At 60.5% G+C, this 25,651-nt stretch carries 25 protein-coding genes, 1 tRNA gene and 1 pseudogene; 14 read left to right on the top strand and 13 right to left on the bottom strand.

The window, feature by feature from the left end; genetic code table 11:
* Positions 1-76: 76 nt before the first annotated feature.
* The 3 genes and pseudogenes from WBB95_RS23965 to WBB95_RS23955 form a co-directional block, all read right to left on the bottom strand.
* Entirely contained in the window at positions 77-490 is a 414-nt protein-coding gene (locus WBB95_RS23965) for a hypothetical protein (RefSeq protein ID WP_424489813.1), read from the bottom strand.
* Positions 491-511: 21 nt separating this feature from the next.
* Positions 512-1,619 (bottom strand): annotated as a pseudogene (locus tag WBB95_RS23960) (PDDEXK nuclease domain-containing protein).
* A 109-nt stretch (positions 1,620-1,728) separates the two neighbouring features.
* Positions 1,729-2,643, bottom strand: a complete 915-nt coding sequence (locus tag WBB95_RS23955) for an alpha/beta fold hydrolase (protein ID WP_424489812.1) — start codon at positions 2,641-2,643, stop codon at positions 1,729-1,731.
* Between the two features lie 168 nt (positions 2,644-2,811).
* Here WBB95_RS23955 and WBB95_RS23950 point away from each other — a divergent pair, with 168 nt between their 5' ends.
* Complete coding sequence (locus WBB95_RS23950) at positions 2,812-3,777, top strand: arsenic resistance protein (protein WP_424489811.1); 966 nt, start codon at positions 2,812-2,814, stop codon at positions 3,775-3,777.
* An 88-nt stretch (positions 3,778-3,865) separates the two neighbouring features.
* Positions 3,866-5,473, top strand: coding sequence for an ArnT family glycosyltransferase (locus tag WBB95_RS23945; RefSeq protein WP_424489810.1), 1,608 nt, complete (start codon positions 3,866-3,868; stop codon positions 5,471-5,473).
* Positions 5,474-5,618: 145 nt separating this feature from the next.
* Here the strand turns inward: WBB95_RS23945 and WBB95_RS23940 are convergent.
* From WBB95_RS23940 to WBB95_RS23925, 4 genes are all read right to left on the bottom strand, one after another.
* Positions 5,619-5,694 (bottom strand) — tRNA-Phe (locus tag WBB95_RS23940).
* A 103-nt stretch (positions 5,695-5,797) separates the two neighbouring features.
* Complete coding sequence (locus WBB95_RS23935; RefSeq protein WP_424489809.1) at positions 5,798-6,070, bottom strand: oxidative damage protection protein; 273 nt, start codon at positions 6,068-6,070, stop codon at positions 5,798-5,800.
* Positions 6,067-7,134 carry an A/G-specific adenine glycosylase gene (mutY, locus tag WBB95_RS23930; protein ID WP_424489808.1) on the bottom strand — a complete coding sequence of 356 codons (1,068 nt, stop codon included), beginning with the start codon at positions 7,132-7,134 and terminating at the stop codon, positions 6,067-6,069. The genes WBB95_RS23935 and mutY overlap by 4 nt, the downstream gene beginning before the upstream one ends.
* On the bottom strand, positions 7,131-9,359 hold the full coding sequence (locus WBB95_RS23925; protein ID WP_424489807.1) for an AsmA family protein: 2,229 nt from the start codon (positions 9,357-9,359) through the stop codon (positions 7,131-7,133). Before WBB95_RS23925 ends, mutY begins: the two co-directional genes overlap by 4 nt.
* Positions 9,360-9,686: 327 nt before the next feature.
* Here WBB95_RS23925 and WBB95_RS23920 point away from each other — a divergent pair, with 327 nt between their 5' ends.
* From WBB95_RS23920 to WBB95_RS23890, 7 genes are all read left to right on the top strand, one after another.
* Positions 9,687-11,348 carry an OFA family MFS transporter gene (locus WBB95_RS23920; RefSeq protein WP_424489806.1) on the top strand — a complete coding sequence of 554 codons (1,662 nt, stop codon included), beginning with the start codon at positions 9,687-9,689 and terminating at the stop codon, positions 11,346-11,348.
* A gap of 288 nt (positions 11,349-11,636) precedes the next feature.
* A complete protein-coding gene (gene hisB / locus WBB95_RS23915; RefSeq protein WP_424489805.1) occupies positions 11,637-12,230 on the top strand; it encodes an imidazoleglycerol-phosphate dehydratase HisB in 594 nt (197 codons plus the stop codon).
* Positions 12,230-12,868: an imidazole glycerol phosphate synthase subunit HisH gene (gene hisH / locus WBB95_RS23910; RefSeq protein ID WP_424489804.1), complete on the top strand. Its 639-nt coding sequence runs from the start codon at positions 12,230-12,232 to the stop codon at positions 12,866-12,868. Before hisB ends, hisH begins: the two co-directional genes overlap by 1 nt.
* Positions 12,868-13,125 carry a DUF2164 domain-containing protein gene (locus WBB95_RS23905; RefSeq protein WP_159953725.1) on the top strand — a complete coding sequence of 86 codons (258 nt, stop codon included), beginning with the start codon at positions 12,868-12,870 and terminating at the stop codon, positions 13,123-13,125. Before hisH ends, WBB95_RS23905 begins: the two co-directional genes overlap by 1 nt.
* Positions 13,126-13,164: 39 nt before the next feature.
* The gene (gene hisA, locus WBB95_RS23900; RefSeq protein ID WP_424489803.1) at positions 13,165-13,902 is read left to right on the top strand and encodes a 1-(5-phosphoribosyl)-5-[(5-phosphoribosylamino)methylideneamino]imidazole-4-carboxamide isomerase; all 738 of its coding nucleotides are present in this window, start codon (positions 13,165-13,167) and stop codon (positions 13,900-13,902) included.
* Positions 13,903-13,911: 9 nt separating this feature from the next.
* Positions 13,912-14,682 (top strand): imidazole glycerol phosphate synthase subunit HisF, encoded by a 771-nt coding sequence (gene hisF / locus WBB95_RS23895; protein ID WP_017138643.1) that lies wholly within the window; start codon positions 13,912-13,914, stop codon positions 14,680-14,682.
* Positions 14,683-14,748: 66 nt separating this feature from the next.
* The gene (locus tag WBB95_RS23890; RefSeq protein WP_424489802.1) at positions 14,749-15,504 is read left to right on the top strand and encodes a substrate-binding periplasmic protein; all 756 of its coding nucleotides are present in this window, start codon (positions 14,749-14,751) and stop codon (positions 15,502-15,504) included.
* Here WBB95_RS23890 and WBB95_RS23885 read toward each other — a convergent pair.
* From WBB95_RS23885 to WBB95_RS23870, 4 genes are all read right to left on the bottom strand, one after another.
* A complete protein-coding gene (locus WBB95_RS23885) occupies positions 15,457-16,749 on the bottom strand; it encodes a Vps62-related protein (protein WP_424489801.1) in 1,293 nt (430 codons plus the stop codon). The genes WBB95_RS23890 and WBB95_RS23885 overlap by 48 nt on opposite strands.
* Positions 16,750-16,812: 63 nt before the next feature.
* Positions 16,813-17,598, bottom strand: a complete 786-nt coding sequence (locus WBB95_RS23880) for a divergent polysaccharide deacetylase family protein (RefSeq protein WP_424489800.1) — start codon at positions 17,596-17,598, stop codon at positions 16,813-16,815.
* 1 nt (position 17,599) lies between these two features.
* Positions 17,600-18,916 (bottom strand): S41 family peptidase, encoded by a 1,317-nt coding sequence (locus tag WBB95_RS23875; RefSeq protein WP_424489799.1) that lies wholly within the window; start codon positions 18,914-18,916, stop codon positions 17,600-17,602.
* A 30-nt stretch (positions 18,917-18,946) separates the two neighbouring features.
* Positions 18,947-20,242 (bottom strand): murein hydrolase activator EnvC family protein, encoded by a 1,296-nt coding sequence (locus tag WBB95_RS23870; RefSeq protein WP_424489798.1) that lies wholly within the window; start codon positions 20,240-20,242, stop codon positions 18,947-18,949.
* 242 nt (positions 20,243-20,484) lie between these two features.
* Here WBB95_RS23870 and WBB95_RS23865 point away from each other — a divergent pair, with 242 nt between their 5' ends.
* A complete protein-coding gene (locus WBB95_RS23865) occupies positions 20,485-20,997 on the top strand; it encodes a PBECR2 nuclease fold domain-containing protein (RefSeq protein ID WP_424489814.1) in 513 nt (170 codons plus the stop codon).
* A 215-nt stretch (positions 20,998-21,212) separates the two neighbouring features.
* Here the strand turns inward: WBB95_RS23865 and gpmI are convergent, their stop codons facing one another.
* The gene (gene gpmI, locus WBB95_RS23860) at positions 21,213-22,739 is read right to left on the bottom strand and encodes a 2,3-bisphosphoglycerate-independent phosphoglycerate mutase (RefSeq protein WP_424489797.1); all 1,527 of its coding nucleotides are present in this window, start codon (positions 22,737-22,739) and stop codon (positions 21,213-21,215) included.
* Positions 22,740-22,890: 151 nt separating this feature from the next.
* Between gpmI and WBB95_RS23855 the strand changes: the two genes are divergently transcribed.
* Genes WBB95_RS23855 through secB form a run of 3 tightly spaced genes read left to right on the top strand, consistent with a single transcriptional unit; the run spans position 22,891 to position 24,082 of the window.
* Complete coding sequence (locus WBB95_RS23855; protein WP_424489796.1) at positions 22,891-23,304, top strand: rhodanese-like domain-containing protein; 414 nt, start codon at positions 22,891-22,893, stop codon at positions 23,302-23,304.
* Position 23,305: 1 nt separating this feature from the next.
* Entirely contained in the window at positions 23,306-23,560 is a 255-nt protein-coding gene (gene grxC / locus WBB95_RS23850) for a glutaredoxin 3 (RefSeq protein ID WP_010213876.1), read from the top strand.
* Positions 23,561-23,602: 42 nt separating this feature from the next.
* Positions 23,603-24,082, top strand: a complete 480-nt coding sequence (gene secB, locus WBB95_RS23845) for a protein-export chaperone SecB (protein ID WP_058413146.1) — start codon at positions 23,603-23,605, stop codon at positions 24,080-24,082.
* A gap of 156 nt (positions 24,083-24,238) precedes the next feature.
* Here secB and WBB95_RS23840 read toward each other — a convergent pair whose 3' ends face one another.
* Entirely contained in the window at positions 24,239-24,694 is a 456-nt protein-coding gene (locus WBB95_RS23840; RefSeq protein WP_078740250.1) for a tRNA (cytidine(34)-2'-O)-methyltransferase, read from the bottom strand.
* On the opposite strand from WBB95_RS23840, the gene WBB95_RS23835 reads away from it, so the two are divergent.
* Complete coding sequence (locus tag WBB95_RS23835) at positions 24,693-25,133, top strand: hypothetical protein (RefSeq protein ID WP_424489795.1); 441 nt, start codon at positions 24,693-24,695, stop codon at positions 25,131-25,133. The genes WBB95_RS23840 and WBB95_RS23835 overlap by 2 nt on opposite strands.
* The last annotated feature ends 518 nt before the right edge of the window (positions 25,134-25,651 follow it).

Here is a 25,651-nt window from a genome sequence, read left to right as displayed (position 1 = left end):
GGCGGAGTGTCAGTCGACGAATATTTGACTGACACACCGCCTTCGCGAGCAAGCCCGCTCCCACATTTGTTTTGTATCAGTCCTGCGAGCTGGCGAGCGCCTGAGAGGCTGCCACGTAGTCCGCTTGGAACTGCGGCGACTCAATCCACGCCAACGCCGCCGCTTCATCTTCGCTGTCCGTGGCCCACTGCCGGTATTCGATCAGCGCCGTCAGGATAAAATCGGTGGCCTCTTCTTCGCCTTCCTGCTCCAGCACCACCGCCAACAACGGGTGTGCCAGGAATGCCGCACACAACGCCTGCTGGCTGGTTTCGCCGGCCGCGCGCATTTCTAGAAACAGTTCGGTCAAATCCACTGACTCAAGGTCAATGCGGCTGTCATCACCGGCGAACGCATCCGGCTTGGTCGCGACCGCGCGCTGGGTACGGTTTTGCTTGGCCTTGGCCTTCGCCCGGTGGGCACGTTTTTGCTGTTTGTTCGGCGAGGCCATGGGCTCAACGTCCTTGGGTACTTAATCGGGGTGGGGTATTGAAGCGCAGGTTGGGAGAAATCCCAAGAGCTTCTGTGATGCTTCGCCCGTGAGCGTGCGTTCTGTCAGTAAATCCAGTTCGGCACGTAACTCCTCCTCGCTAGGTAGCACTAGTTTGTACTTGCTGGCGAATAACTGTTCGTGGCCTTCGAGTACGGAGTAACGCACAACGGAGGCATCTTTGTGTGAGCAGAGAATAATGCCCACTGTAGGGCCGTCTTCGGGGTTGCGTTTCAAATCGTCGTACATGCGCACATACATGTCCATCTGGCCAATGTCCTGATGAGTCAGCTCTCCGCGTTTTATATCGAAAATTACAAAGCACTTGAGCAGGTAGTTGTAGAACACTAAGTCAAGGTAGTAGTCCTTGCTTTCGGTGCTGATTCGGTGCTGATTCGTTGCTGACGGGCGACAAAGGCGAACCCTTTACCTAGCTCAAGCAGAAAGCTTTGCAGCTGTTTAATCAGTGCATGCTCGATATCGCTTTCCAAAAGCAGCCCAGGGTTGGGCAGCCCTAGGAACTCCAGAAGTACGGGATCGCGAACAAACTCTCTTGGGCTTTGTTTAAGGCAGTTAATGTTGGCAGCTGCTTCTTCTTTGACTGCGCTGCGATCTTGACTGGCGAGTAAGCGTTCATAGTAAAGCGTGCCGATTTGGCGCTCCAGGGCGCGAGTGGTCCAGTTTTGGGTCGCTGATTCGTTCATGTACCACTCTCTTGCGTTCGCGTTTTCGACTCGCAATAGCGTGCGGTAGTGAGTCCAGCTTAATTCGCGACGCAGCGCGTCGTATTTTGGGAATGCAAGAAAAAAGCCCGCATGTGTCGAAGATTTGTTGCATCAAACCCTTTTCCATAGTGGCCGGTCAGCTCGTTGGCCAGGGTCGGCAGCAGTTTTTTGCCATATTTGGCGCGAGTACTTCCCTGCTGTTCAAATTCGACAATGTGGCGCCCAATTTGCCAGCAGGTCAGCACTTGAATGGCATCCACGGAACGTAGAGCTTGTTGGCGCGCCGCGTGGATGAGTTTGATCAGGTTGGCGAGCAAAGGACTCAGCTGCGGATCATCAGCGTAAGGTGCTGGCGGTATTTTCATAAGTTCTTCGCAGTCGTTGGGCGAAGAAGAATCTCAGGTAATACCGCCAGAAACACGTCGATGGAAAGTCGCGATGGCGTAGGAAATACGGTGCTTTTGAGTGGGTTGTTTAACCCGTCACCTGCTGACCTGGAGCATTGGCGGTCAGTTTGCCTTTTTGCAGCCATTCCAGCGCAATCGGCCACAACCGGTCCTGATATTCACTGCGAAAAAAAGCGAAATGCCCGACGGCTTTTTCAGCAATGTCTTCGGGGGCGATGCGCAGGTGGGTGCGCGTGCTGTTAGTGAAATAACCCAGCAATCGCTCAATGGCTGCCACCGTCCCGAACGGGTCGTCGGTGATGCTGATGGCCAGCAGTTGCGCTTTCACGCGGGCAAACGGCAAATCCACCAAGCTGCGGCCGCTGGGGCGCGTTTCGTAGCGGGGCGTTGGCGTGCCCCAGTCGCGCACCACGCCGGCTGGCGTGTCTTCCAGCCAGCCTAGGCGCTTGCCGGGGAAGTACCCATACAGCGTGGTCAGCAGCGGCATCACCACGTGCCACTTGGCGAACATGCGCCAGCGCCCGCTCGCCTCGTAATCGCGCCAGTACGCAAACTGCGCGCCCACCGTCACGATTCGCCGGATCACCGCGCCTGATGCGCCGAGCCCCGCCGCACAACCGCCAAAACTGTGGCCGACTACATCAATCGGTTGCCCCGAAAACTCTCTTTGAGCGCGCTGCAACATCGCCTCGAAATCCAGCACGCCCCAATCCGACCATGACGCCTTGAAGCCGCGCAGCGAGCCGCTGCGAGACTCGCCGATGCCACGGTAGTCGAACGTGATGACGTCGAAACCGTTGGCAAATAGATAGTCGGCGAAGCGTGAATAGTGGCGGCAGCGTACGGAGGTGGCGGCGTTAATGATGACGACCGGGCGTGTCGGGTCGGTTCTGATGTGGCGCCAGGTGAAGCCGCCGATGAGGTAGCCGTCAGCGGCGGGCTCGCTGAATGTTTCTGGGGCAGGTCGGGTGGGCAGGTTCATAGTCAGCTCGATCCTTGCGCTTAATGTGGGCTCGAAGGCCGCGCGCTTTTATAAGAAACCGAAATTAACAAAATTGGGCGCGGCATGGGCGCGGGAATTGTCACGGTGCTCGACCTTATGTCCCCGGGTGCATAGGCTTATGCTCTTTTGACTAGCCAGAGTCAGGCCATGACCCGCGACACCCTCGAACACAACCAGATCCCGATCTACTTCGTCACCGTCCTCCTGGCGGTCGCATTCGGCGTGCTCGCGCCCTTGTCGGCCCACGGTTTTGGGGTATTGGTCACGCCTGCCATTGCGGTGCTGATGTACGCGATGTTTCTGCAAATCCCGTTTCTGGACCTGCGCCAGGGCCTGGGCAACAAGCGGTTTATAGCGGCCTTGCTGATGGCCAATTTCATTTTGGTGCCCTTGCTGGTGTGGGCGTTGACCCGTGGCCTGGTAGAGCGTCCGGCGTTGCTGGTGGGGGCGTTGCTGGTACTGCTGACGCCGTGCATCGACTACGTGGTGGTGTTTACCCACATCGGCAAGGGCGACTCGCGGTTGATGCTGGCGGCGACGCCGGTGCTGCTATTGCTGCAGTTGGTGCTGCTGCCGGTGTACTTGAGCTTCATGCTGGGCGCGCAATCCAGTGTGGTGATGGCGGTGGGGCCGTTTGTCGAGGCGTTCCTGTTGCTGATCGTGCTGCCGATGATCCTGGCGGTGCTGACCACCTCGCTGGCGCGGCGCTCAAGCATCATCAATCTGTGGAACGACGCCTGGGCCTGGCTGCCGGTGCCGGCGATGGCGCTGGTGCTGTTCGTGGTGATTGCTTCGCAGATCACGTCGGTGGTGCGCGATATCGGGTTGTTGTTGCCGGTGATTCCGGTTTACGTAGGTTTTTTGCTGCTGGCGCCGCTGATGGGCGCGTTGGCTGCGCGGCTGTTTGCGCTGCCGGCGGTGACGGCGCGGGCGGTGACGTTCAGTGCGTCGACCCGTAACTCGCTGGTGGTGCTGCCCCTGGCGTTGGCCCTGCCTGAGGATGTGCGTGGGCTGGCCGCGACGGCCGTGATTCTGCAAACCCTGCTTGAGCTGGTGGGCGAGCTACTCTATATCCGGCTGATTCCCGCGCTGGTGTGGCGCGCCGGTCGATAGATCCAGAAATATTCGGGTTTGTTCAGGCGTTATTCAGGCGCTGAGTCGGCACCATGGAGTCGGCGCAGCCTACCTGAAAGGACAACCGATGGATCATCGCAGCCGTTTTCGCCTGGAGTCACTGGGCATTTTTCTGATTGCTTTACTGCTGTTCACCTTGGGTATCTGGGACGAGCAACCCCAAGGCTTTGACGGGCGCTGGGCGCTGTTCATGCAGGAAATGTTTCGCCATGGTGCGAGCCTTTTCCCCACCACCTACGGTCAGCCGTATGCGGATTACCCTGGCACCGCGACCTTCTTCAGCTTTGTGTTTGCCAAGGTGTTCGGCGCGCCGAATCACCTGGCGAATGTGCTGCCGACCGCGCTCGCTTCGGCGGGTGTGATTGCCCTGATCTATCGCCTGCTGGCGCCGTCCAGTCGGCCATGGGCGTTGCTGACGGTGTTGCTCACGTTGCTCACCACCCAACTGCTCGAAAAGTCGCGCTCGGTGTGCCTGGACCAGATGGTTGCGCTGTTATGCGTGGGCAGTTTCTACCTGCTGCACAGCGGCGAACAGTTGGGTTCGCGGCTGAGGCAGTTGGCGGTGTTCCCTCTGTTTGCCCTGGCGTTTGCGATTCGCGGGCCCTTGGGGTTGATCGAAGTCTGCGGCGTGGTGTGTGTGTATTGGGCGCTGGGGCGGCCTGGCGAGCGGGTCAGGCAGGTGCTGATCCACGGTTTTGTCGGGTTGGCGTTGCTCGTGGCGTGCTGGTGGCTGCTGATGAAATTGGCGCGGGTCAGTGGTGGCGATGCCTTTGCCGATGAAGTGTTCAAGATGCAGGTCGGCGGGCGCCTCGATGAGTCCGGCGAGCCGTTCTACTTCTACTTCAAGCTGAGCTTGTACCGTTACTTCCCGGTGGTGCCACTGGCGCTGGCCACGTTGGTTGCGTTGCGTCATCGCTGGTCTGAGCGGTGGGTCAACAGCGACGTGCAATTGCTGGTTCGACTGGCAGCCTGCGGGTTGATGATTTTGCTCGGGTTGTCGGTGCCGCACTTCAAGCGCGCCTACTACATTCTGCCGATGGTGCCGATGTTTGCCGCTGTCGCCGCCTATGGGCTGCTCCAGGCGCAAAACTGGCTGGTTGGTGTGCGCCGCTGTTACGAATGGCTCGTCGCGGCGCTACCGGCGTTGTGTGTGGTCGTGCTGTTTGTGTGCCGCCATGCCTGGCACAAACACGGTTATTGGCCCGAGGTGTCGTTGCCGCTGCTGATCGGTGTATTTGTGATTCTGCAAGTGGCCGCGTTGATTGCCTGGCGTCGGCCTTTGCGCTTGGTGTGGCTCAGCGCGATCGCGCTGGCGGCTCAGTGGGTGCTGTTGGTGGTGGTGATAGAGCCGGCCAAGGACCTGCAGTTCGATACGCGCAAGTTTGTCAGCCAGGTCGAGGCGCTGCGGGTGTCCGAGCCGGGGCCGTTGGTGTTCGTCAATTTGGGGCGCGACACGTGGGCGGTGCGCTACATGATGAACCTGGATCACGATGAGCAGCCGCTGTTTGTCGCGGGCAATCAACTGGACAAGTTGGGCAGCTTGCCACGGCCCTCTTGGGTGATTGTGCCGCGTAAGGAAACTGCATTGCTGAAGGGCACGCCGATGGAGCAGCAGGCACCACGCTTTGAGGGGCGGTTGAATGACAATCCGCTGATGGTGTTTTTGCTCAAGTAGGTGTGCGGCGCGAGTCAGTTGAGCGCTTGGGGCGACGTTTCAGTCGCCTTGGGTCAAACCGCCAAATCGCAGGCAACAAAAAACCCGCACTTGGCGGGTTTTTTGTGTGTTTCAGATGACGTTTGCACCACCTGAAACTAATAAGTGGTGCCCAGAGACGGAATCGAACCGCCGACACGGGGATTTTCAATCCCCTGCTCTACCGACTGAGCTATCTGGGCAACGGGGCGCATTAAACTGGTTTTTCAGGGGGTCGTCAAGCAAGTTTTCAAAAAATATTTAATTATTACCGTCGCTTACGTGCCGGCCCTGGTTTTTGATCAATTATTGAGCAGGCGGCACATAGCCGTCGGCCTTGGCGTAATCTTCGCCGGAAAAGAACTTGTCCATCTCGCCTGCCAGGTATTTACGGTCTTCGGCGTTCATCATGTTCAGGCGTTTTTCGTTGATCAGCAGGGTCTGGTGTTTCAGCCAGTCGCCCCAGGCTTTGGCGGAAACGTGTTCGTAAATGTCCTGGCCCTTGGCGCCTGGGTACGGAGGGCGTTCCAGGCCTGGCAATTCTTCTTTGTACTTGCGGCACATGATGGTGCGGGTCATGACGAAACTCCTGCGTTCAATACTTCAGCCGCGCGCTTCAGCAATTTTTTCACCGGGGCGGCAAGGCCCAGGCGCGGCGGGGTGGCGAGGTTATACCAGAGCCAGTCGGCCTCGGCCACGTGATGGGCGGATTCCTCCACCTGCACCAGCCAGGGCTCGATGGCCAGCTGGAAGTGGCTGAAGGTGTGGATCAGGCTCGGCAGTGCCTGTTGCTCGCCCAGTTCGAGTGCGTGCTGGTTGGCCAAGTGTTCGAGGTCGCTGAGGTCGTCCAGCTCCGGCAGGCTCCACAAACCGCCCCACAGGCCCGTTGAAGGGCGGCGATAAAGCAGAATGGCGCCTTCGGCATTCGCCAGCAGCGGCATCAGCGTGCGTTTCTGCGGGATGGTCTTGCGCGGCTTGGGGATCGGGTAGCGCGTCTCCAGGCCGAGCATGTGCGCTTCGCAGCCTTTTTCCAGCGGGCACAGCAGGCAGCTGGGTTTGCTGCGGGTGCAGAGCGTGGCGCCCATGTCCATCATCGCCTGGGTGTAGGCGTTGACGCGGTCGTGCGGCGTAAAGCGCTCTGCGGTGGCCCACAGCTGTTTGGCCACCTTCGGCTCGCCCGGGTAGCCCTCTTGCGCAGTAAAACGCGCCAGCACGCGCTTGACGTTGCCGTCGAGGATCGGCGCACGCAGGCCCATGCTCAAACTGGCAATCGCTCCGGCAGTGGACAGGCCGATGCCCGGCAGCTCGGTGAGCTTTTCCACATCCTTGGGAAACTCGCCGCCGTGTTCGGCGACGACAATTTTGGCGGTTTTCTGCAGGTTGCGCGCCCGGGTGTAGTAACCCAGGCCCGTCCACAGGTGCAGCACCTCATCTTCCGGCGCGGCGGCCAGGGCCTCGACCGTCGGCAGGGAGGCCATGAAACGGTCGAAATAATTCAGCACCGTGCTGACCTGGGTTTGTTGCAGCATGATCTCCGAGACCCACACCCGGAAAGGCGTGATGCCCTGTTGCCAGGGCAGGTCATGGCGACCGTGGCGGTCGTACCAGTCGAGCACCGCCTGTGAAAACTGCTCGTTTCTCATCGCTTAAACAGGCCCTTCAGAGCGTCTTTCAACTGCGGGTTGACCTTGTCGAGTTTCTCTTCGATTTTGTCGCTGAGCTTGTTGCCGGCTGCCTTGATGGCGACCTGGGTCAGGCCGTCCTTGTCCAGGCGGCAAGCCTTGGCGCCCAGTTCCAGCGGGCCACGGCAGCGCAGCGGCACTTCGATGCCCTGGAAGTTGGCGCCGACCTGGCAGGCCGGGTCCGGCACGTCGCGCTGGTCGCCTTCGACGATGATGCCGACGCGGTAGTCCATGCCCAGCACGCGCAGGTCGACGTCGCCGTTGCCGTTGACCGTCAGGCCCGGGGTGCGCACTTTCAAGTCTGGGTTACTGGCCACGCCATTGCGGAAGGTCAGGTTGCCGCGCAGTTCCTGGAACGGCGTGTCTTTGCCTTGTGGTGTGTTGCTCAAGGTCTTGCGGTTGAGCAAGGCGATGCCGGTGCACAGTTGCTGTTCAATGTTGGCGTTGAGCAACGCGCCGTTGTTGATCACAAAGCTGGCGGTACCGTTGAGGCTGTCGATCAGCGCCTTCTGGCTGTTGCCGCGACCGTTGAGGTTGCTGTCCAGAGTGATCTGGCCTTTCACCGGCGGGTTTTGCCCCTGGGCTTGCAGGATGCGTTCAACCGGCACTTGCTTGATGTGGGTTTGCAGCGCCAGCACCGGGATGTCCTGGCGCACATCGAGGGTGCCGTTGGCCTGGAAGGTGCCGTTGTAGAGGCCGCCGCTCAGGGTGTCGAGCTTGAGCTGGCCATCGATGCCGGAGGCCTTGAGTGCGGCGTTCTGGATCGGCAGCTTGCTCAGGGTCAGTTGGCCAAACGCCAGGTCGGCGTCCACGTCGAGGGTGCGCAGGCGGATCAATGGCAGCAGTTTGTCGCTGCTCCACGCGGCTTTGGTCGGGGCGTCCGGCAACGGTGTGGTGCCACCGGCCGCCATGGCGCCGGCTTCGCTGTTCTGCACTTCGGCCTGGCGTGCGGCGGCTGCGCCCTTGGCGGACTCAGACTTGGCGGGCAAGTAGTTGTCGGCGTTGAAGGTGTCGCCTTTGAGCTGCACGCGCAGGGATTGCTTGGCGAAGTCATCCACGGCAACGCGACCGGTGAAGGTGCTGCCGTCGAGCTTCAGGTTCAGGTCTTCCAAGGCCACGCTGGCAGGTGTGCCCTTGAGGCGGCTGACCAGTTCGACTTTGCTCAGGCTGCCAGCCGCCATTGGCGGCAGCGGGTGGCCGACGCTGTCGAGGAACTTGGCCAGGTCAAACTGGGCGACGGACAGGGCGCCGTTGAGTTGCGGGGTTTTGTTCAGGTCGCTGACCTTCAGCTCGCCCAGGGCGCGCAGTTGGTTGGCCGACAGCTTGATGTTGGTCCATTCGGCGATGTTGGCCGCCAGATCCACCAGCAATTGACCCTGGGTGGAAAAAGTCACGGTCTTGCCTTGCAGCGGCTCGCCGGTGGCTTCGCCGCTGAGCTTCATGTCTTCGAACTGATAGCGCTTGAGGGCGCGCTGGATGCGCAGGTTGCCGTTGAGCTCGGTCTTGACCCGCATCAGTGGCTGGTTGCTGCCCAGAAATGCGGTGAGTTTCAACGGAATACTGGCACCTTCGTGCACCGCGCCAGCGCTCAGTTGGATGCTTTCGGCGCTGTATTGCTTGCCGGTCTGCTCATCGTTGTATTCAACGCGAGCGTTGTTGATGGTCAGGCTGTCGATGTCCAGGCGGATCGGCTTTGGCGGTTTTTCCGGCTCGGGTTCGGCAGGCTGCTGCGGCGCGGCAGGGGTGGCAGGGGTGGCGGGGGTGTCGGCAGTCGTCTCGGTGACGTTTTTGCCGATGTCTTCCCAGTTGCCGTGGCCTTGCTTGTCGCGGTTCAGGCGCAGGTTCAGGCCTTCTACGCGAACGTCGCTCATCTGCACTTCACGGCGCAGCAGCGGCAGCACGCGCACCGACAGGCCGAGCATTTGCAGGTCGGCGAACGGCTGGGTCGGGTTGGTCATGGTCGCCACGCTGGCTTCATGCAACTCAAGGCCCAGCCAGGGGAACAGGCTCCAGCCGATGTCGCCATTGAGCGTCAGCTCGATGTGGGCCTTGTCGCGGGCAATCTGGCGAATCTCGTCTTTGTAATCGTTGGGATCGAAGAGGTGGGTCAGGGCAAAGCCCAGGGCCACAATGATCAGCAACAGCCCGAGGAGTACCAGACCCAGGATTTTGCCGAACGCTTTCATGGGCGAGTCCTTGTATGTCGATTTCAAAATTTAGCCGCAGAGTATAACGCCCGAAGGCTTACGTCAGTGCTCGCATCGTTACATTGTATCCAGACGCGGCAAAACGGGAATTTGACGTCAAACAAATCAGTTGGTGTGAAAAAAGGTGATGTCAGTTTGGTTTTTCTGTCATCCACAGGTGCTAATCTGCGCAGGTTCGTCTGTCGTCTGCGACACAACGTCGCGCTTAAATGGAGCTTTACTCAACTACAACGGCCAACGCTCTGCGTGCAAGGCCGAGGGAGAGAGCGCCTGACGGACACATACTAATAACTGGGGGAAACACCAATGAGCACAAGCACTGCGGCGGGAACTACTGCCGCACAGCCTGCGTTCCTGTCCAAGGAACGTATTATCGCCAAGCCCGGGTTCAACCGCTGGCTGGTTCCACCGGCCGCCCTGGCCATCCACCTTTGCATCGGCATGGCCTACGGCTTCTCGGTGTTCTGGCTGCCTCTGTCCAAGGCGCTGGGTATTACCGCACCGGTCGCCTGTGCGCCGGACATGAGCTTTATCACGCAAGTCTTCTCGTCCCAATGCGACTGGCCGATTTCCATGCTGGGCTGGATCTACACCCTGTTTTTCATCTTCCTGGGCTGCTCCGCAGCGATCTGGGGCGGCTGGCTGGAACATGCCGGGCCACGTAAAGCCGGCGTTGTATCGGCCTTGTGCTGGTGCGGCGGCCTGTTGATCTCGGCGCTGGGTATCTATACCCACCAGATCTGGCTGATGTGGATCGGCTCCGGCGTGATCGGCGGTATCGGGCTGGGCCTGGGCTATATCTCGCCCGTATCGACCCTGATCAAGTGGTTCCCGGACAAACGCGGCATGGCGACCGGCATGGCGATCATGGGCTTTGGCGGCGGCGCGATGGTGGGTGCACCTCTGGCCGCAGCGCTGATGGGCCACTTTGCTACGCCAACCAGCGTTGGCGTGTGGCAGAGCTTTGCGGTCATGGCGGCGATTTACTTCGTGTTCATGATCGGCGGCGCACTGTCGTACCGCGTTCCGCCGACCGGCTGGAAGCCTGAGGGCTGGACCGCCCCGGCGAAAAAAGCCAGCAATGCGATGATCACTCACCGCCACGTGCACGTGAACGTAGCGTGGAAAACCCCGCAATTTCGCCTGGTATGGCTGGTGCTGTGCCTGAACGTGTCTGCCGGTATCGGCATCCTTGGCATGGCATCGCCCCTGCTGCAGGAAGTGTTCGGCGGTAAATTGCTGGGTGTGGATGTGCCGTTCGGCCAACTGGATGCCGGGCAACTGGCGTCGATTGCCGCCATCGCCGCAGGTTTCACCGGTTTGTTGAGCCTGTTCAACATCGGTGGCCGGTTCTTCTGGGCTTCGTTCTCAGACTACCTGGGCCGTAAAAACACCTACTTCGTGTTCTTCGCCCTGGGTTTTGCCCTGTATGCGCTGATCCCGAACTTGGGTCACCTGGGTAACGTGGCGCTGTTCGTGGCGGCGTTCTGCATCATCCTGTCGATGTACGGCGGTGGCTTTGCGACGGTTCCGGCTTACCTGGCCGACCTGTTCGGCACCCAGATGGTCGGCGCGATCCACGGTCGACTGTTGACCGCCTGGGCGGCTGCCGGCGTGTTGGGCCCGGTGCTGGTGAACTACCTGCGTGAGTATCAGCTGAGCATCGGCGTTGAACGCGCTGCAGCGTATGACATCACCTTGTACATCCTCGCTGGCCTGCTGGTGCTGGGTTTCATCTGCAACCTGCTGGTTCGCCCGGTGGCCGACAAGTACTTCATGACCGACGCCGAACTGGCCGCCGAGCAGGCGCTGGGCCATGACAAGGGCGCTGATGCCACGACCTCCCTGGAGTGGAAAGCGGCTTCGGGCAGCGTGCCGTTGGCGATCGCCGCCTGGCTGGTGGTGGGTATTCCGTTGGCGTGGGGTGTGTGGGTGACCCTGCAGAAGACGGCAGTGCTGTTCCACTAACACCGCGTAACCCCTGTGGGAGCGGGCTTGCCCGCGATAGCATCACCTCGGTCTGGCTGAATGACCGAGTTGCCTGCATCGCAGGCAAGCCAGCTCCCACACTTAATCTTCACCTGTCTCAAGATTCCAGTTGGCTGCACCATCCTGGAGCGCCTGCTTGTACACACATGTCTATCCCCGACATTCCTCGCTTCAACTCGTCAGTCTTATCCCCTCCGATGTTTCTGTTTAGCGCCCGCGCCCCTATAATGGCTGCCTTTTTCGCCCAATGATTTTGCGGAGCTGGTGATGGCCGAACGTAAGGTATCCGTCGAGCGCGACACTCTGGAAACCCAGATCAAAGTCTCGATCAACCTGGATGGCACCGGAAAGGCCCGATTTGATATCGGTGTACCTTTTCTTGAGCACATGCTGGACCAGATCGCCCGTCACGGGCTGATCGACCTGGATATCGTCAGCAAGGGCGACCTGCATATCGACGACCACCACACGGTGGAAGACGTGGGCATCACCCTCGGCCAGGCATTTGCCAAAGCCATCGGCGACAAAAAGGGCATCCGTCGCTACGGCCACGCCTATGTCCCGCTGGACGAAGCGCTGTCGCGCGTAGTCATCGACTTCTCCGGCCGCCCAGGCCTGCAGATGCACGTACCCTACACCCGGGCCACCGTGGGCGGCTTTGACGTCGACCTGTTCCAGGAATTTTTCCAGGGTTTCGTCAACCACGCACTTGTCAGCTTGCACATCGACAACCTGCGCGGCACCAACACCCACCACCAGATCGAAACCGTGTTCAAGGCTTTCGGCCGCGCGCTGCGCATGGCCGTGGAGCTGGATGACCGCATGGCCGGGCAAATGCCTTCGACTAAGGGCGTCCTGTAATGCAGACGGTCGCGGTTATCGATTACGGCATGGGTAACCTGCACTCGGTGGCCAAGGCCCTCGAACACGTAGGTGCCGGCAAGGTGCTGATCACCAGCGATGCCGACGTGATTCGCGAAGCCGACCGGGTGGTATTTCCCGGCGTTGGTGCGATTCGCGACTGCATGGCCGAGATCCGCCGCCTGGGCTTTGACAGCCTGGTGCGTGAAGTCAGCCAGGACCGTCCGTTTCTCGGCATCTGCGTGGGCATGCAAGCCTTGCTCGAGCGCAGTGAAGAGAACGACGGCGTCGACTGCATCGGCCTGTTCCCGGGCCAGGTAAAGTTCTTCGGCAAAGACCTGCACGAAGACGGCGCCCACCTGAAAGTCCCGCACATGGGCTGGAACGAGGTCCGCCAAACTGTGGATCACCCGTTGTGGCACGAAGTGCCGGACATGGCGCGTTTCTACTTTGTGCACAGCTACTACATCGCCGCCGGTAACCCCGGCCAAGTGGTGGGTGGCGGGCACTATGGCGTCGACTTCGCCGCAGCGCTGGCCGAAGGTTCGCGCTTTGCCGTGCAATTCCACCCGGAGAAGAGCCATACCCATGGCCTGCAATTGCTGCAGAACTTCGCCACCTGGGATGGTCGCTGGTAATGGCCAAGAAGCCGAAGTTGCCGATCTTGAACCTCACGCCTGAACAGGAGAGTGAGGCTACCCTCAAGATCAAGCGCTTCATGGAGGACCGTTTCGAGCTCAAGCTGGGCTCGTTCGAGGTCGCCGAGATTCTTGAACTGTTTACCACCGAAGTTGCGCCGCACTATTACAACAGGGCGATTTTCGACACGCAGACGCTCCTTAAAGAAAGGTTCGAAAGCATCGAAAGCGACCTGTGGTCGCTTGAAAAACCCTGATTTCCCAAGCATTGCTGAATATCGAATAAGGTTTGCCAGATGCTGATTATCCCCGCTATCGATCTCAAGGACGGCGCTTGTGTACGCCTGCGCCAAGGCCGCATGGAAGATTCCACCGTGTTCTCCGATGACCCGGTGAGCATGGCTGCCAAATGGGTGGAAGGGGGCTGCCGTCGTCTGCATCTGGTGGACTTGAACGGCGCCTTCGAAGGCCAGCCGGTCAATGGCGAGGTGGTCACCGCGATCGCCAAGCGCTACCCGCACCTGCCGATCCAGATCGGCGGCGGCATTCGCTCCCTGGAAACCATCGAGCATTACGTCAAAGCCGGCGTGAGCTACGTGATCATCGGCACCAAGGCCGTGAAAGACCCGGCCTTCGTCGCCGAAGCCTGCCGCGCGTTCCCGGGCAAGGTGATCGTGGGTCTGGATGCTAAAGACGGGTTTGTTGCCACCGACGGCTGGGCTGAAATCAGCACCCTCCAGGTGATCGACCTCGCCAAGCAGTTCGAAGCCGACGGCGTGTCCGCCATCGTTTATACCGACATCGCCAAAGACGGCATGATGCAGGGCTGCAACGTGCCGTTCACCGCTGCGCTGGCCGCTGCCACCAGGATCCCGGTGATCGCTTCCGGCGGTATTCACAACCTGGGCGACATCAAGTCGCTGCTCGACGCCAAGGCGCCCGGGATCATCGGCGCCATCACCGGCCGTGCAATCTATGAAGGCACCCTGGACGTCGCCGAAGCCCAGGCTTACTGCGATGCCTACAACGGCTGAGGACTGACCATGGCGCTGGCCAAACGCATCATCCCTTGCCTGGACGTCGACAACGGTCGCGTGGTCAAGGGCGTCAAGTTCGAGAACATCCGTGACGCCGGCGACCCGGTGGAAATCGCCCGTCGCTACGATGAGCAAGGTGCCGACGAGATTACCTTTCTCGACATCACCGCCAGCGTCGACGGCCGCGACACCACGTTGCACACCGTCGAGCGCATGGCCAGCCAGGTGTTTATCCCGCTGACCGTGGGCGGCGGCGTGCGCACCGTGCAAGACATCCGCAACCTGCTCAATGCCGGTGCGGACAAGGTCTCGATCAACACCGCTGCCGTGTTCAACCCGGAGTTTGTCGGCGAAGCCGCGCAGCATTTCGGCTCGCAGTGCATCGTGGTCGCCATCGACGCCAAGAAAGTCTCCGGCCCGGGCGAAACCCCGCGCTGGGAGATCTTCACCCATGGCGGTCGCAAGCCGACCGGCCTGGACGCGGTGGAGTGGGCGATGAAGATGGAAGCCCTGGGCGCCGGTGAAATCCTGCTGACCAGCATGGATCAGGACGGCATGAAAAACGGCTTCGACCTGGGCGTGACGCGCGCCATCAGTGATGCACTGGGCATCCCGGTGATCGCCTCCGGTGGCGTCGGCAACCTGCAGCACCTGGCCGACGGCGTGATCGAAGGCCACGCCAGCGCGGTGCTGGCGGCGAGTATTTTCCACTTTGGCGAATACACCGTTCCAGAGGCCAAGGCCTACATGGCGGCGCGCGGTATCGTCGTTCGCTAAACGCTGCTGGACACCATGGCAGGCGCGCGGCACTCTCTGCGCTTGCCATGGATTCCGGTAGCCTTCATGTTCAAGACCCTGCTGCTCGCCCTCGCCAGTACCTCCGTGCTTATGCTCGGGGCTGCCCACGCCGAAGAACCGTCTGACGCCGCCCTGGTGTTGCTGACGGAAAATTTCCCGCCTTACAACATGGCCAAAAACGGCAAGAACTTTGCCAAAGACGAGAACATCGAAGGCATCGCCGTGGACATCGTGCGCGAGACCTTCAAGCGTGCGGGCATTTCCTACAACCTGACCCTGCGTTTTCCTTGGGAACGAATCTACAAACTCGCCCTGGAAAAACCCGGCTACGGTGTATTCGTGATGGCCCGCTTGCCGGACCGCGAAGCCTTGTTCAAATGGGTCGGCCCCATCGGCCCGGACGATTGGGTGATGCTGGCCAAGGCTGACAGCAAGATCCAGCTGGCAGACCTTGAGCAGGCGCGCCGCTACAAGATCGGCGCCTACAAAGGTGACGCCATTGCCGAGACCCTGGAGAAACAGGGCCTCAACCCGATCGTTGCGCTGCGCGACCAGGACAATGCGCAAAAACTGCTGGAGGGCCAGATTGACCTCTGGGCCACCGGTGACCCGGCGGGCCGTTACCTGGCCCGCCAAGTCGGGGTGACCCAGCTCAAGACGGTCTTGCGCTTCAACAGCGCGCAGTTGTACCTGGCGCTGAACAAAGACGTGCCGGATGACGTGGTGGCCAAGCTGCAGGCGGCACTCGATCAGTTACGGGGCGAGGGTGTTGTCGATCAAATCATGGCCCGTTACCTCTAGCTCAGGTTCCGCTTGAGGGGCGTCAAGCGGTTGAGGTGTTTCTTCTGGCGCCAGCTCGGCGGTCGGGGACTCGCTCATGTACACGTGATCGCCGTTGTTGTAGCTGACCGTGCCTGATACTTGGCTGCCGTCCTGGCGCAGCAGGCGGTACTCACTTTGCACAAGGAACGCCGCGACAGCTTTTTTCGGCGGCACGTACGTGATGATTTCCAGCGGCGAAGACTGGCTCCAGCCTTTTGCCGAGCGTTGGGTGTGGGTGAAATCACGGTTTAGATGCGCAGAGAAATTCAACTCGAAGGCCTGTTCGCCCGCAGGCCATTCCTTGCACAGATCGACGCAGGTGTTGGTGGCCAAAGCCTTGGCATTCCCGCCCAGTTCGCCCTTGGTGGCCGTCCACATGAACGGCTGGGTGGTGGCCTCGACGTTGTGCCCGAAGCCGGCGCAAAGATGACGGTCCAGGCGTTCCAGTCGATAGGTGGGCGATGACTTGAGCTGTTCAATCGCCGTCAGTTCCGGGTCTTTTACGCAGAACCATGGCAGCTCGCACACCTGCGGCGTGGGGGTGGTTTCATCAAGGGTTGGGCTTTCATGCCCGATGAGCGCAGGCGGTGGCGGCAGTTCGCTGAACTGAGCCGTCAGCGCCAGTCGCAGCGAATAGGCCGTAATACTTGGCCTGGCATAGCTGTCACTGCCAATGAACGTGCCGGGGGCCAGGTAAAGTTCGCCGGCGGATGCATCGGGCGGGGCAATCGACCAGGCGCTCAAATCGTTGGCGGCGCCACTGCCTTTATCGTTCCAGATCAGCTCGCCCACTTGAGCGGCCATCACCAGGTCTTCGCGTACGCAGCGCACGGCATGGCGCGAGGGTTTGTCGTAGTCCACGCCGTACACCAAGCCCATCGCCACATAGCCTTGCGGCGGCAGCGGGCGCCAGATGGAAGCGTTGCTTCGCGCCCCCGTTCCTTCGTCCTGCCACACCAATTGGTAATCGAGCGGCGGACGCAGCGCCGTGCCGTCGACCTTGTTCGCGTCGCTGACGACGGCGACGACTTTGCTGTGATTGACATTGCGATAGTGACCGACCGCGATATCACCCAAGGAAAAAAACGCGCTCAGCGCGTCGGATGCGGTGCTGGGGCGCCACAGGCCGACAGGTTTGTGCGCGCCGCAACCTTTGTCGTTCCACAGCGGCAGGAACTCGCTGGTAAAGCTGATAAGCAGGTCGTTGAATTGCAGAGGCTTCATGGAGGGCTCTCCAGTTGATGGGAGCCTCAACTATCGAGCAGCAGGCACGGTGTAGAGCGGTATCTATCTATGCGCCGGAAGGTATGTGCCGTTTTTCCCGTGTGCAGCCATCGCCTGGTTACTGCGCACGCTGATCATCAATTTGATATCGATCCAGTCGACGCCCTGGGCCTTGAGCTTGGGCAATTCGCGCTCCAGCACCGCCAGGGTTTGCGGGTACGGGTGGCCGATCATCACCGCCGAACCCTGTTTGTGGGCCAGCTTGATGGCGGTCTGCAGCTGCGTGGTAATGGCGGCTTCGGTGCGTTCGTCATCGAGGAATACATCCCGCGAAACGTGCGCCAAGCCAATCTTCTGCGCCTCGGCGGCTGCTACGGTTTGCGCGCTGGTTCGGCTGTCGACGAAGAACTTGTTGCGTCGCTGCAGCTCAGCCATCAACCACGCCATCGCCTCCGGTTGCGCGGTCATGCGGCTGCCCATGTGGTTGTTGATGCCAGCGGTGTAAGGCACGGCCTTGAACGCGGCGTCGAGGCGCTTGCCGAGCTCTTCGATGGGCAGATCAGGGTGCCAGGCGAACGGGCCGGTGGCCGGGTCCATGGGCATGTGCAGGATCACGATCTTGCCGGCCTTGTGCGCCTCGCGAGCGAATTCGGCGGCATGAGGTGTGTCGGGCATGATCGCGGTGGTCACCGGCCCAGGCAGGGCCAGCACGCGACGATCCCGGGGCAGGTTTTGCCCCAGGTCGTCGATGATGAGGGTCAGGTAGGCTTTATGAGGCTCGCTGGCCGGGGTCGCGTGGGCGACGCCGGCCAGGCTGCACAGCACAGCGATGATCAGGGCAAAACGCATATCAACGGCTGCGCGTGATGCTCAGGCCTTTGAGCAGGCTGAGTGCCTGGGCCAGTTGATAGTCATCGTCCTGCGGCATCGGCTTGGCTTTGGCGCCGCTGCCGGTTGGCTGGTCAGCGCCGCCGTTGCCATTGCCCAGGTGACCTTGCAGGTCAGCCTCTTTGTAATACTCGCTGTCGATCTCGTTGGTGATCTTGGCCTTGCGCACCTCGATGTCTGGGATGATGCCCTGGGCCTGGATCGAGCGGCCGTTTGGCGTGTAGTACAGCGCCGTGGTGATCTTCAGCGCGCGGTCGTTGTTCAGCGGCAACACGGTTTGCACCGAGCCTTTGCCGAAGCTGGTGGTGCCCATCAGCACGCCGCGTTTCTGGTCTTGCAGGGCGCCGGCGACGATTTCCGAAGCCGAGGCGCTGCCGCCGTTGATCAACACCGCCAGTGGCACGCCTTCGCTGAGGTCATTGCCGGTGGCCGAGAAGCGCAATTCGGAGTTGGCGATACGGCCTTTGGTGTAGACGATCAGGCCTTTGGTGATGAAGTGGTCGACCACTTCCACCGCTGACTGCAGCACGCCGCCCGGGTTGTTGCGCAGGTCGAGCACGATGCCGTTGAGCTTCTTGCCATTGTCTTTGCGCAGCTTGGCCAGGGCCTTCGCCACTTCGTCACCGGTCTTGACCTGGAACTGGGTGATGCGGATGTAACCGTAACCCGACTCCAGCAGTTGGCTCTTCACGCTCTTGACCGTGATGGTCGCGCGGGCCAGGGTCACGTCAAACGGGTTGCCGCCGTCGCGCACCAGGGTCAGGGTGATTTTCTGGCCGAGCTTGCCGCGCATCTTGTCGACGGCTTCGGTCATGGTCTGGCCACGGGTCGGCTGGCCGTTGATCTTCACGATCAGGTCGCCGGCCTGGATGCCGGCTTTGGAAGCGGGGGTGTCGTCGATCGGCGAGACCACTTTGATCTGGCCGTCTTCGGAGCCCACTTCGATACCCAGGCCACCGAATTCACCGCTGGTGCTTTCCTGCAGCTCGGCGAAATCTTCCGGGCCCAGGTAAGCGGAGTGCGGGTCGAGGTTGCTGAGCATGCCCTTGATGGCATTTTCCAGCAGGGTCTTGTCGTCTACGGGTTCGACATAGGCTGCCTTGATCCGGTCCATGACCTCGGCAAAGGTGCGCAGCTCGTCCAGCGGCAGCGGCGCCTTGGTGGTCGCGGCCGTGGTGGCTGGCGCCGCCGGTGCGGCCTGGTCGGCGAAAGCCAGCGGCGCGCCGATCACCAGGGCGATCGTCAGGGCCAGCGAAGTGAGGCGGGACAAATGCAGCATGTCGAACGAACTCCTAATGTAGATGCGACCCTATCCTTGGGAACGGCACCATTGTGCGGGATCGCTCGGGCGACCCTGCTGACGAATAGCGAAGTACAGCGCCGGGGTGTCCTGGCCACCACTGTTACCGACAGTGGAGATGGATTCACCGGCTTTAACAACATCACCTGCCGACTTGAGTAAAGTCTGATTGTGGCCGTAAAGGCTCAAATAGCCATTACCGTGGTCAAGAATCACCAACAACCCGGCGCCCCGTAGCCAATCGGCAAACACCACGCGCCCACCGTGAACGGCGTGAACCTGGCTGCCGGCGGCGGCGCTGATCATCACCCCGTCCCACTTCGCGCGGGTGTCATCGCCACGGGTTTCACCAAAGCGTGCCAGTAGTCGACCATCAACGGGCCAAGGAAGTTTGCCGCGGGCTGCACTAAAAGCGCCGCCGAAGGACTCGCCGGCGCTGGAAACCAGTGGGCCAGGCGCTGCATGGGCCGGTTTACGGGGCGCCGGGGCATCGGTGGTGGCTGCCAGTTCGGCCTCACGCTGACGCTTTTTTTCGGCTTCCTGCTGGGCGATCAGCGCTTTTTGCCGCGCTTCTTCGGCCTCACGTGCCTGGCGGGCCAGGGTTTCTTCGATGGTCTTGAGGACTTTGCCCAGGTCAGCCTGGTCCTGCTCGCGGGCCTGCAGCTTGGCGTCGCGGGCCTTCACGTCGTCATTGAGCTTGGCCAGGGCCAGCTGGCGCTCCTTGCGCACCTTGTCGAGCTGGTCGCGCTGAGCATCGAGGGCGCTTTTCTGGTCCGTCAATTGCGATTGCTGGTCGGCAATTTCCTGCTCGACATTGGCCAACTGGCGCAGGGTTTCATTGAAGCCTTTCAACTGCGCCAGGCGCGCCTTGCTCAGGTAGTCATAGTAGGTGAGGGTGCGGGCGAATTTTTCCGGGTTCTGCTGGTTGAGCAGCAGCTTGAGGTATTCCTGGCGGCCGCTCTGGTAGGCGGCGCGGGCCTGAATCGCGATCAGGCGTTGCTGTTCAACGCGTGCGCTCTGGAGTTTTTTTTTCTCAGCGTCGAGTCGCTCCAGTTCCGACTCGCTCTTCTTTAATTCTTTTTGCAGCTCCTGGACCTGCTTCTCCAGGTTGCCCATCTCGGTTTCCGTGCCGCGCAGGTCTTTCTGCACCCCGGATTTCTCTTCCTGGAGCTTGCCGAGCAGTTTTTTCAGCTCGGTAATGTCCTGACGCGTAGCGTCCAACTGTTGTTGGGTTTGCGCGCGCTCATCGGCGAACGCCGGTTGGAGCAAGCAGACGAGAGCAAGGGTAATCAAGGCGCGAAGCATAGAGGCGGGCGACACCAGGGAAAGGGACGGCCTAGTATGCCCGCCAAGCGCCGCAAAAAAAACGCCTCAACGCCAACTGCTTGAGGCGTTCGTCATAAAAAACGGGTTGGGCGGCATTAATTGGGCGGTTCAGTTGTTAACCCGTTGTTGAAGAAACGCCTTGAAATGGTCCTCCTGCCCTGTTTTTTGTTCCTGAGAATAGACTCTCGTGCCCATTAATCAGGTGGTTGGCGCGATCGGTGATGTTCTGTACGCATGAACTGAAAGGCCAGAAAACCTGGCGTGATTACGGTTTGCCCGACCTGCGCAGTCTTGACCGAACCCTTCGATCCTGTGCGCTTGAGGAAGTATTGGCGGGCAAAGACATTACCGATGCTATCGAAATCGTGGCATCAAACCTGGGTATTACCGATTCGGTGGGCTCACAGATTCGTATAGCGTCGCCCTTGGGCGTAGTTTTGATCCAGCGTGCGGCGCTGCGGCACATCGTTGAAAAGCGGCAGGACGCCAGAGAGCGCTACGTAAGGTTCGCATTGGATACGCTGACAGGGCCGCTAGAGATTTGGCGTGTCGCCTACGACAATGGGTCGGCACGTCTGGCCTTCATTGGCGCCTATGAAACCAAGCGGCAAATGTTGGTTGTCGTGAATATCCAGGCTGGCAATATGCTATGGAATTTCATGCAGACCGATGCCAAGGCATTGAACAAGCATCGCCATGGCGAACTGCTTTACAAGCGCTACCAGCTTTTATAGCAGGCAAAGAAAGGGCAGTTCTCTCGAACTGCCCTAAGTTAACGTGCTTGATATTCATATACACACCCTCAAGCCAGGGTGTGGAGGTCTCACCCTACGCTGATGTCCAGTCATCAACGGGGTTCCTACGCCAGTTATAGCCGCTGGAGGCAACTGGTTTCGCGCTCAGGTCCATTATTGACGGGTGACTCGCTTTGAGCAACCCCGGAAATGTTTCAGACCAGAATCGAGGTGCCAGTCATCTCTTTCGGCTTTTCCAACCCCATCAGTTTCAGCATGGTCGGCGCTACATCCGCCAGTACGCCGCCTTCACGCACTTTCAGGTCGCGCTTGCCGACGTAGATGAACGGCACGGGCTCGGTGGTGTGGGCGGTGTGGGCCTGGCCTGTGGATTCGTCGGACATCTGCTCGCAGTTGCCGTGGTCGGCGGTGATCAGCGCTTCGCCGCCGACTTTTTCCAGCGCGTCGACGATACGGCCGACGCAAAGGTCCAGGCATTCCACGGCCTTGACCGCGGCCTCCAGGTTGCCGCTGTGGCCGACCATGTCGCCGTTGGCGTAGTTGACCACGATCACGTCGTAGCGCTGGTGTTCGATGGCATCGACGATTTTGTCGGTGACCTCCGGCGCGCTCATTTCCGGCTGCAGGTCGTAGGTGGCGACTTTCGGCGACGGGATCAGGATGCGCTCTTCGCCCGGGAACGGTTCTTCACGCCCGCCCGAGAAGAAGAAGGTCACGTGGGCGTATTTTTCGGTTTCGGCGATGCGCAGCTGGGTCTTGCCGTTTTTTGCCAGGTAGTCGCCCAGCACGTTTTCCAGGCTGCCGGGGGCGAACGCCGACGGGGCCGGAATGTTGGCTGCATAGTGGGTGAGCATGACGAACTCGGTTTTTGGCCGGCGGGCGCGCTCGAAATCTTTGAAACCTTCGTCGACAAACACGTGGCTCAGCTCGCGCGCGCGGTCGGCGCGGAAGTTCATGAACACCACGGCGTCGCCGTCTTCAACCTTGACTGGCTCGCCAATGGTGGTGGCCTTGACGAATTCGTCGCTCTCGCCACGCGCGTAGGCGGCTTCCAGGCCTTCCTGGGCGGTGGCGGCGTTGAACTCAGCCTGGCCGTCGACGATCAGGTTGTAAGCCTGGGCCACACGGTCCCAGCGGTTGTCGCGGTCCATGGCGAAGTACCGGCCGACTAGGCTGGCGATGCGGCCTTTGCCCAGCGCGGCGAAGGTGGCGTCGAGCAGTTCGATGGACGATTGCGCGCTTTTCGGCGGCGTGTCACGGCCGTCGAGAAAGGCGTGCAGGTAGATTTTGTCGGCGCCGCGCTTGAACGCCAGCTCGGCCATGGCGACCAGGTGGTCCTGGTGGCTGTGTACGCCGCCGTCAGACAGCAGGCCCATGAAGTGCACGGCCTTGCCGGCGGCGACAGCTTTATCCACCGCTGCGCAGATGGCCGGGTTCTCGAAGAAGTCGCCGTCGCGGATCGATTTGGTCACGCGGGTGAAGTCTTGGTATACCACTCGTCCGGCGCCGAGGTTCATGTGGCCGACTTCCGAGTTGCCCATCTGGCCTTCCGGCAGGCCCACGTCCATGCCGGAACCGGAGATCAAACCGTTCGGTACGGTGGCGGTCAGGCGGTCGAGTACTGGCTTCTTGGCCGAGTACACGGCGTTGTCGTGGTGGCTTTCACTGTGTCCGAAGCCATCGAGAATTATCAGGACCAAAGGTTTAGGCGTAGTAGTCATAGATCCTCTCGAGGCGGTAATAAAGGAAGACAATTGAAAAGGGAGTCGCAGTTTAAAGCGAAGTTCCGACCACGTCACCGCTTTACGGGGGTTGGCCCCCCCTGACGGCTGTGTATACTTACCGCCATTTTAACGCCCTGGAACCTCCTTGATGGTTGATCACCTGATTGCATTTGCCACTGCCCACTACCTGCTTGCGGGTGCCTTCGTCATCCTGCTGGCGCTGCTGATCGCTCATGAAATGAGCCGCGGTGGCCGCAGCCTGAGCACGTCGGAGCTGACCGCACTGGTCAACAAGGATGAGGCCGTTGTCGTGGATATTCGCCCGGTCAAGGATTTTGCTGCCGGCCATATCGTCGGCGCCCTGAACATTCCCCAGGACAAGCTGATCGCACGCCTGTCCGAGCTGGAAAAACACAAGGCCAAGACCATCATTCTGGTCGACGCCCAAGGCCAGCACGCCGGCACCCACGCCCGCGAGATGCTGAAAGCCGGTTTCACCGCCGCCAAACTGTCCGGCGGTATTGGCAGCTGGAAGGCCGATAACCTGCCGCTGGTGAAGTGATATGAGCCAGGTTGTCGTGTATTCCAGCGATTGGTGCCCTTACTGCATGCGGGCCAAGGCCTTGCTTGAGAAAAAGGGCGTTGCCTTCGAAGAGATCAAGGTCGACGGCAAACCCCAGGTGCGCGCCGAAATGGCCCAGAAAGCGGGGCGCACGTCCGTGCCGCAGATCTGGATCGGCGCCAAGCACATCGGTGGTTGCGATGACCTGTTCGCCCTGGAGCGCGCCGGTAAACTCGATGCGCTGCTGCTCGTCTGACGCCTAACCCCTAAAAGACCCCAAGATCAAGAAGGATCTGCGATGACTGACCAACAGAACACTGAAGCAGCAGAAGCCCAAGGCCCACAATTCTCGCTGCAGCGGATCTACGTGCGTGACCTGTCGTTCGAAGCGCCGAAAAGCCCGGCCATCTTCCGTCAGGAATGGACCCCAAGCGTTGCGCTGGACCTGAACACCCGTCAAAAAGCCCTGGAAGGCGACTTCCACGAAGTTGTGCTGACCCTGTCGGTCACCGTCAAGAATGGCGAAGAAGTAGCCTTCATCGCTGAAGTGCAACAGGCTGGTATCTTCTTGATCCAGGGCCTGGACGAGCAGTCCATGAGCCACACCCTGGGCGCGTTCTGCCCGAACATCCTGTTCCCGTATGCCCGTGAGACCCTGGACAGCCTGGTCACCCGTGGCTCGTTCCCTGCGCTGATGCTGGCACCGGTGAACTTCGATGCCCTGTACGCGCAAGAGCTGCAGCGCATGCAAACAGAAGGTTCGTCGACGGTTCAATAAGTCGAGCCCGACGCAGGACCCCGTGTGGGAGGGGGCTTGTGTGGGAGCCGGGCTTGCCCGCGATGCAGACACCTCGGTTTACCAGTGATACCGAGGTGATGCTTTCGCAGGCAAGCCAGCTCCCACACAAGCCCTCTCCCACATTTTGTTTGTGCGCTATTTAAAGCCGAGCTGGCGCCAGCCTTCGTACACGGCAACCGCCACGGTATTGGACAGGTTCAAGCTGCGGCAACCCTCGCGCATTGGCAAGCGCAGGCGATGGCCCTCTGGCAGTGCGTCGAGTACCTCGGCCGGCAGGCCACGGCTTTCCGGGCCGAACAGGAAGGCGTCGCCTTCGGCAAAGCTGGCATCATGAAACGGCCGCGAACCCTTGGTGGTGAACGCGAACAGCCGTGGGTGGCCAAGGCTTTCCAGGCAACTGGCAAGGTCGGCGTGGCGCTGGAGCGTAGCGTACTCGTGGTAGTCGAGCCCGGCGCGGCGCAGGCGCTTGTCGTCCATGTCAAAGCCCAGCGGCTCGATCAAATGCAGGTGGCAGCCACTGTTGGCGCACAGCCTGATAACGTTGCCGGTATTCGGCGGAATTTCTGGTTGAAAAAGGATGACGTGAAACATGCACGGCTCCGAAGGCAAAGATGCGCTGCATTCTACCCCTGAAGACGACCCAAGGCCGAAGCTATTGCCCAGGGTTTTGGGCTCATTGGCGATTGTCGGGTTGATGATCGGCTTGATGATCGGCCGCCTGACCACGCCCGACCCGGTCGAGCTGCAACAGGTAGAGACCGCAGAGGATGGCGTGGTGGTGTGGTTCAACAGCGAACCCAAGCTGCACGGCGAACACGTCGACGGCACCGTGGCGCTGCTGTTCGACGCGCTGGGCAAGGCCGCCAGTGGGCAACTCAAGGTCAATGACAAAGACGTGAACTGGCGCATCCGCAAGACCGATGGCGGCTTGCTGCTGAACCTGGTGGCGGCTCGGCCGTTGCGTGGGGAGTGGAAAGGGGAGAAGGCCGATGGCCGCTGGCGGCTGGAGATCCATCTCCAAGAGCAATAAAAGAGGGAATCCCCGGCCTGCCTGTACCAAGGTTCCCAAAACGGGCTGGGGCTATGGGCACTGTGCCGCATAAGCCCCGGGTGTAAAGAAGGGAGTTCCCGGCCTGCCTGTACCAGGGCTCCCAAAACGGGGTGAAGCCAAAGGCTTCGGTGTTAAAGAGGGAATCCCCGGCCTGCCTGTACCGAGGTTCCCGAAACGGGTGTGGGGCGCGACGCGGTTCGCATCAAGCATCCCGGGTGTAAAGAGGGGATTCTCGGCCTGCCTGTACCAAGGTCCCCGAAACTGGGTTATGTAAGGGTTATTGCAGGGCGCGTGCCAGAAGTTGCAATGTGTGCCAAAAAATTTCGCCAGAAAGCTCAAAGCCCCGGAATACGGGGCTTTGGCATTTTTGGGATTTAATGTTTTCTTAATTCGGCGGGTGTTTCAGGCTGGCTGGATGTGCGCAATGCTAGTTCATGGTGCATTGAAGCGGTGCACGCAGCCAAAACCTTGTGGAGATCCAAATGTGGGAGCGGGGG

Origin of the sequence: Pseudomonas sp., from assembly GCF_049645325.1 — a bacterium.
Lineage (GTDB): Bacteria > Pseudomonadota > Gammaproteobacteria > Pseudomonadales > Pseudomonadaceae > Aquipseudomonas.
Note: the sequence above shows the minus strand (reverse complement) of the source record. Positions and strands in the feature narration are given on the sequence as shown.

Bases quoted from the DNA above. Each gene is read 5' to 3' on its own strand.
- gpmI (WP_424489797.1), bottom strand. From the start codon at position 22,739: ATGACTACTACGCCTAAACCTTTGGTCCTGATAATTCTCGATGGCTTC.
- WBB95_RS23885 (WP_424489801.1), bottom strand. From the start codon at position 16,749: ATGAAGCCTCTGCAATTCAACGACCTGCTTATCAGCTTTACCAGCGAG.
- WBB95_RS23905 (WP_159953725.1), top strand. From the start codon at position 12,868: ATGGCCAAGAAGCCGAAGTTGCCGATCTTGAACCTCACGCCTGAACAG.
- WBB95_RS23870 (WP_424489798.1), bottom strand. From the start codon at position 20,242: ATGCTTCGCGCCTTGATTACCCTTGCTCTCGTCTGCTTGCTCCAACCG.
- hisF (WP_017138643.1), top strand. From the start codon at position 13,912: ATGGCGCTGGCCAAACGCATCATCCCTTGCCTGGACGTCGACAACGGT.
- WBB95_RS23965 (WP_424489813.1), bottom strand. From the start codon at position 490: ATGGCCTCGCCGAACAAACAGCAAAAACGTGCCCACCGGGCGAAGGCC.
- WBB95_RS23920 (WP_424489806.1), top strand. From the start codon at position 9,687: ATGAGCACAAGCACTGCGGCGGGAACTACTGCCGCACAGCCTGCGTTC.
- WBB95_RS23945 (WP_424489810.1), top strand. From the start codon at position 3,866: ATGGATCATCGCAGCCGTTTTCGCCTGGAGTCACTGGGCATTTTTCTG.
- WBB95_RS23880 (WP_424489800.1), bottom strand. From the start codon at position 17,598: ATGCGTTTTGCCCTGATCATCGCTGTGCTGTGCAGCCTGGCCGGCGTC.
- secB (WP_058413146.1), top strand. From the start codon at position 23,603: ATGACTGACCAACAGAACACTGAAGCAGCAGAAGCCCAAGGCCCACAA.
- WBB95_RS23835 (WP_424489795.1), top strand. From the start codon at position 24,693: ATGCACGGCTCCGAAGGCAAAGATGCGCTGCATTCTACCCCTGAAGAC.
- WBB95_RS23925 (WP_424489807.1), bottom strand. From the start codon at position 9,359: ATGAAAGCGTTCGGCAAAATCCTGGGTCTGGTACTCCTCGGGCTGTTG.
- WBB95_RS23935 (WP_424489809.1), bottom strand. From the start codon at position 6,070: ATGACCCGCACCATCATGTGCCGCAAGTACAAAGAAGAATTGCCAGGC.
- hisH (WP_424489804.1), top strand. From the start codon at position 12,230: ATGCAGACGGTCGCGGTTATCGATTACGGCATGGGTAACCTGCACTCG.
- grxC (WP_010213876.1), top strand. From the start codon at position 23,306: ATGAGCCAGGTTGTCGTGTATTCCAGCGATTGGTGCCCTTACTGCATG.
- hisB (WP_424489805.1), top strand. From the start codon at position 11,637: ATGGCCGAACGTAAGGTATCCGTCGAGCGCGACACTCTGGAAACCCAG.
- WBB95_RS23875 (WP_424489799.1), bottom strand. From the start codon at position 18,916: ATGCTGCATTTGTCCCGCCTCACTTCGCTGGCCCTGACGATCGCCCTG.
- WBB95_RS23840 (WP_078740250.1), bottom strand. From the start codon at position 24,694: ATGTTTCACGTCATCCTTTTTCAACCAGAAATTCCGCCGAATACCGGC.
- WBB95_RS23855 (WP_424489796.1), top strand. From the start codon at position 22,891: ATGGTTGATCACCTGATTGCATTTGCCACTGCCCACTACCTGCTTGCG.
- hisA (WP_424489803.1), top strand. From the start codon at position 13,165: ATGCTGATTATCCCCGCTATCGATCTCAAGGACGGCGCTTGTGTACGC.
- mutY (WP_424489808.1), bottom strand. From the start codon at position 7,134: ATGAGAAACGAGCAGTTTTCACAGGCGGTGCTCGACTGGTACGACCGC.
- WBB95_RS23955 (WP_424489812.1), bottom strand. From the start codon at position 2,643: ATGAACCTGCCCACCCGACCTGCCCCAGAAACATTCAGCGAGCCCGCC.
- WBB95_RS23950 (WP_424489811.1), top strand. From the start codon at position 2,812: ATGACCCGCGACACCCTCGAACACAACCAGATCCCGATCTACTTCGTC.
- WBB95_RS23890 (WP_424489802.1), top strand. From the start codon at position 14,749: ATGTTCAAGACCCTGCTGCTCGCCCTCGCCAGTACCTCCGTGCTTATG.
- WBB95_RS23865 (WP_424489814.1), top strand. From the start codon at position 20,485: ATGTTCTGTACGCATGAACTGAAAGGCCAGAAAACCTGGCGTGATTAC.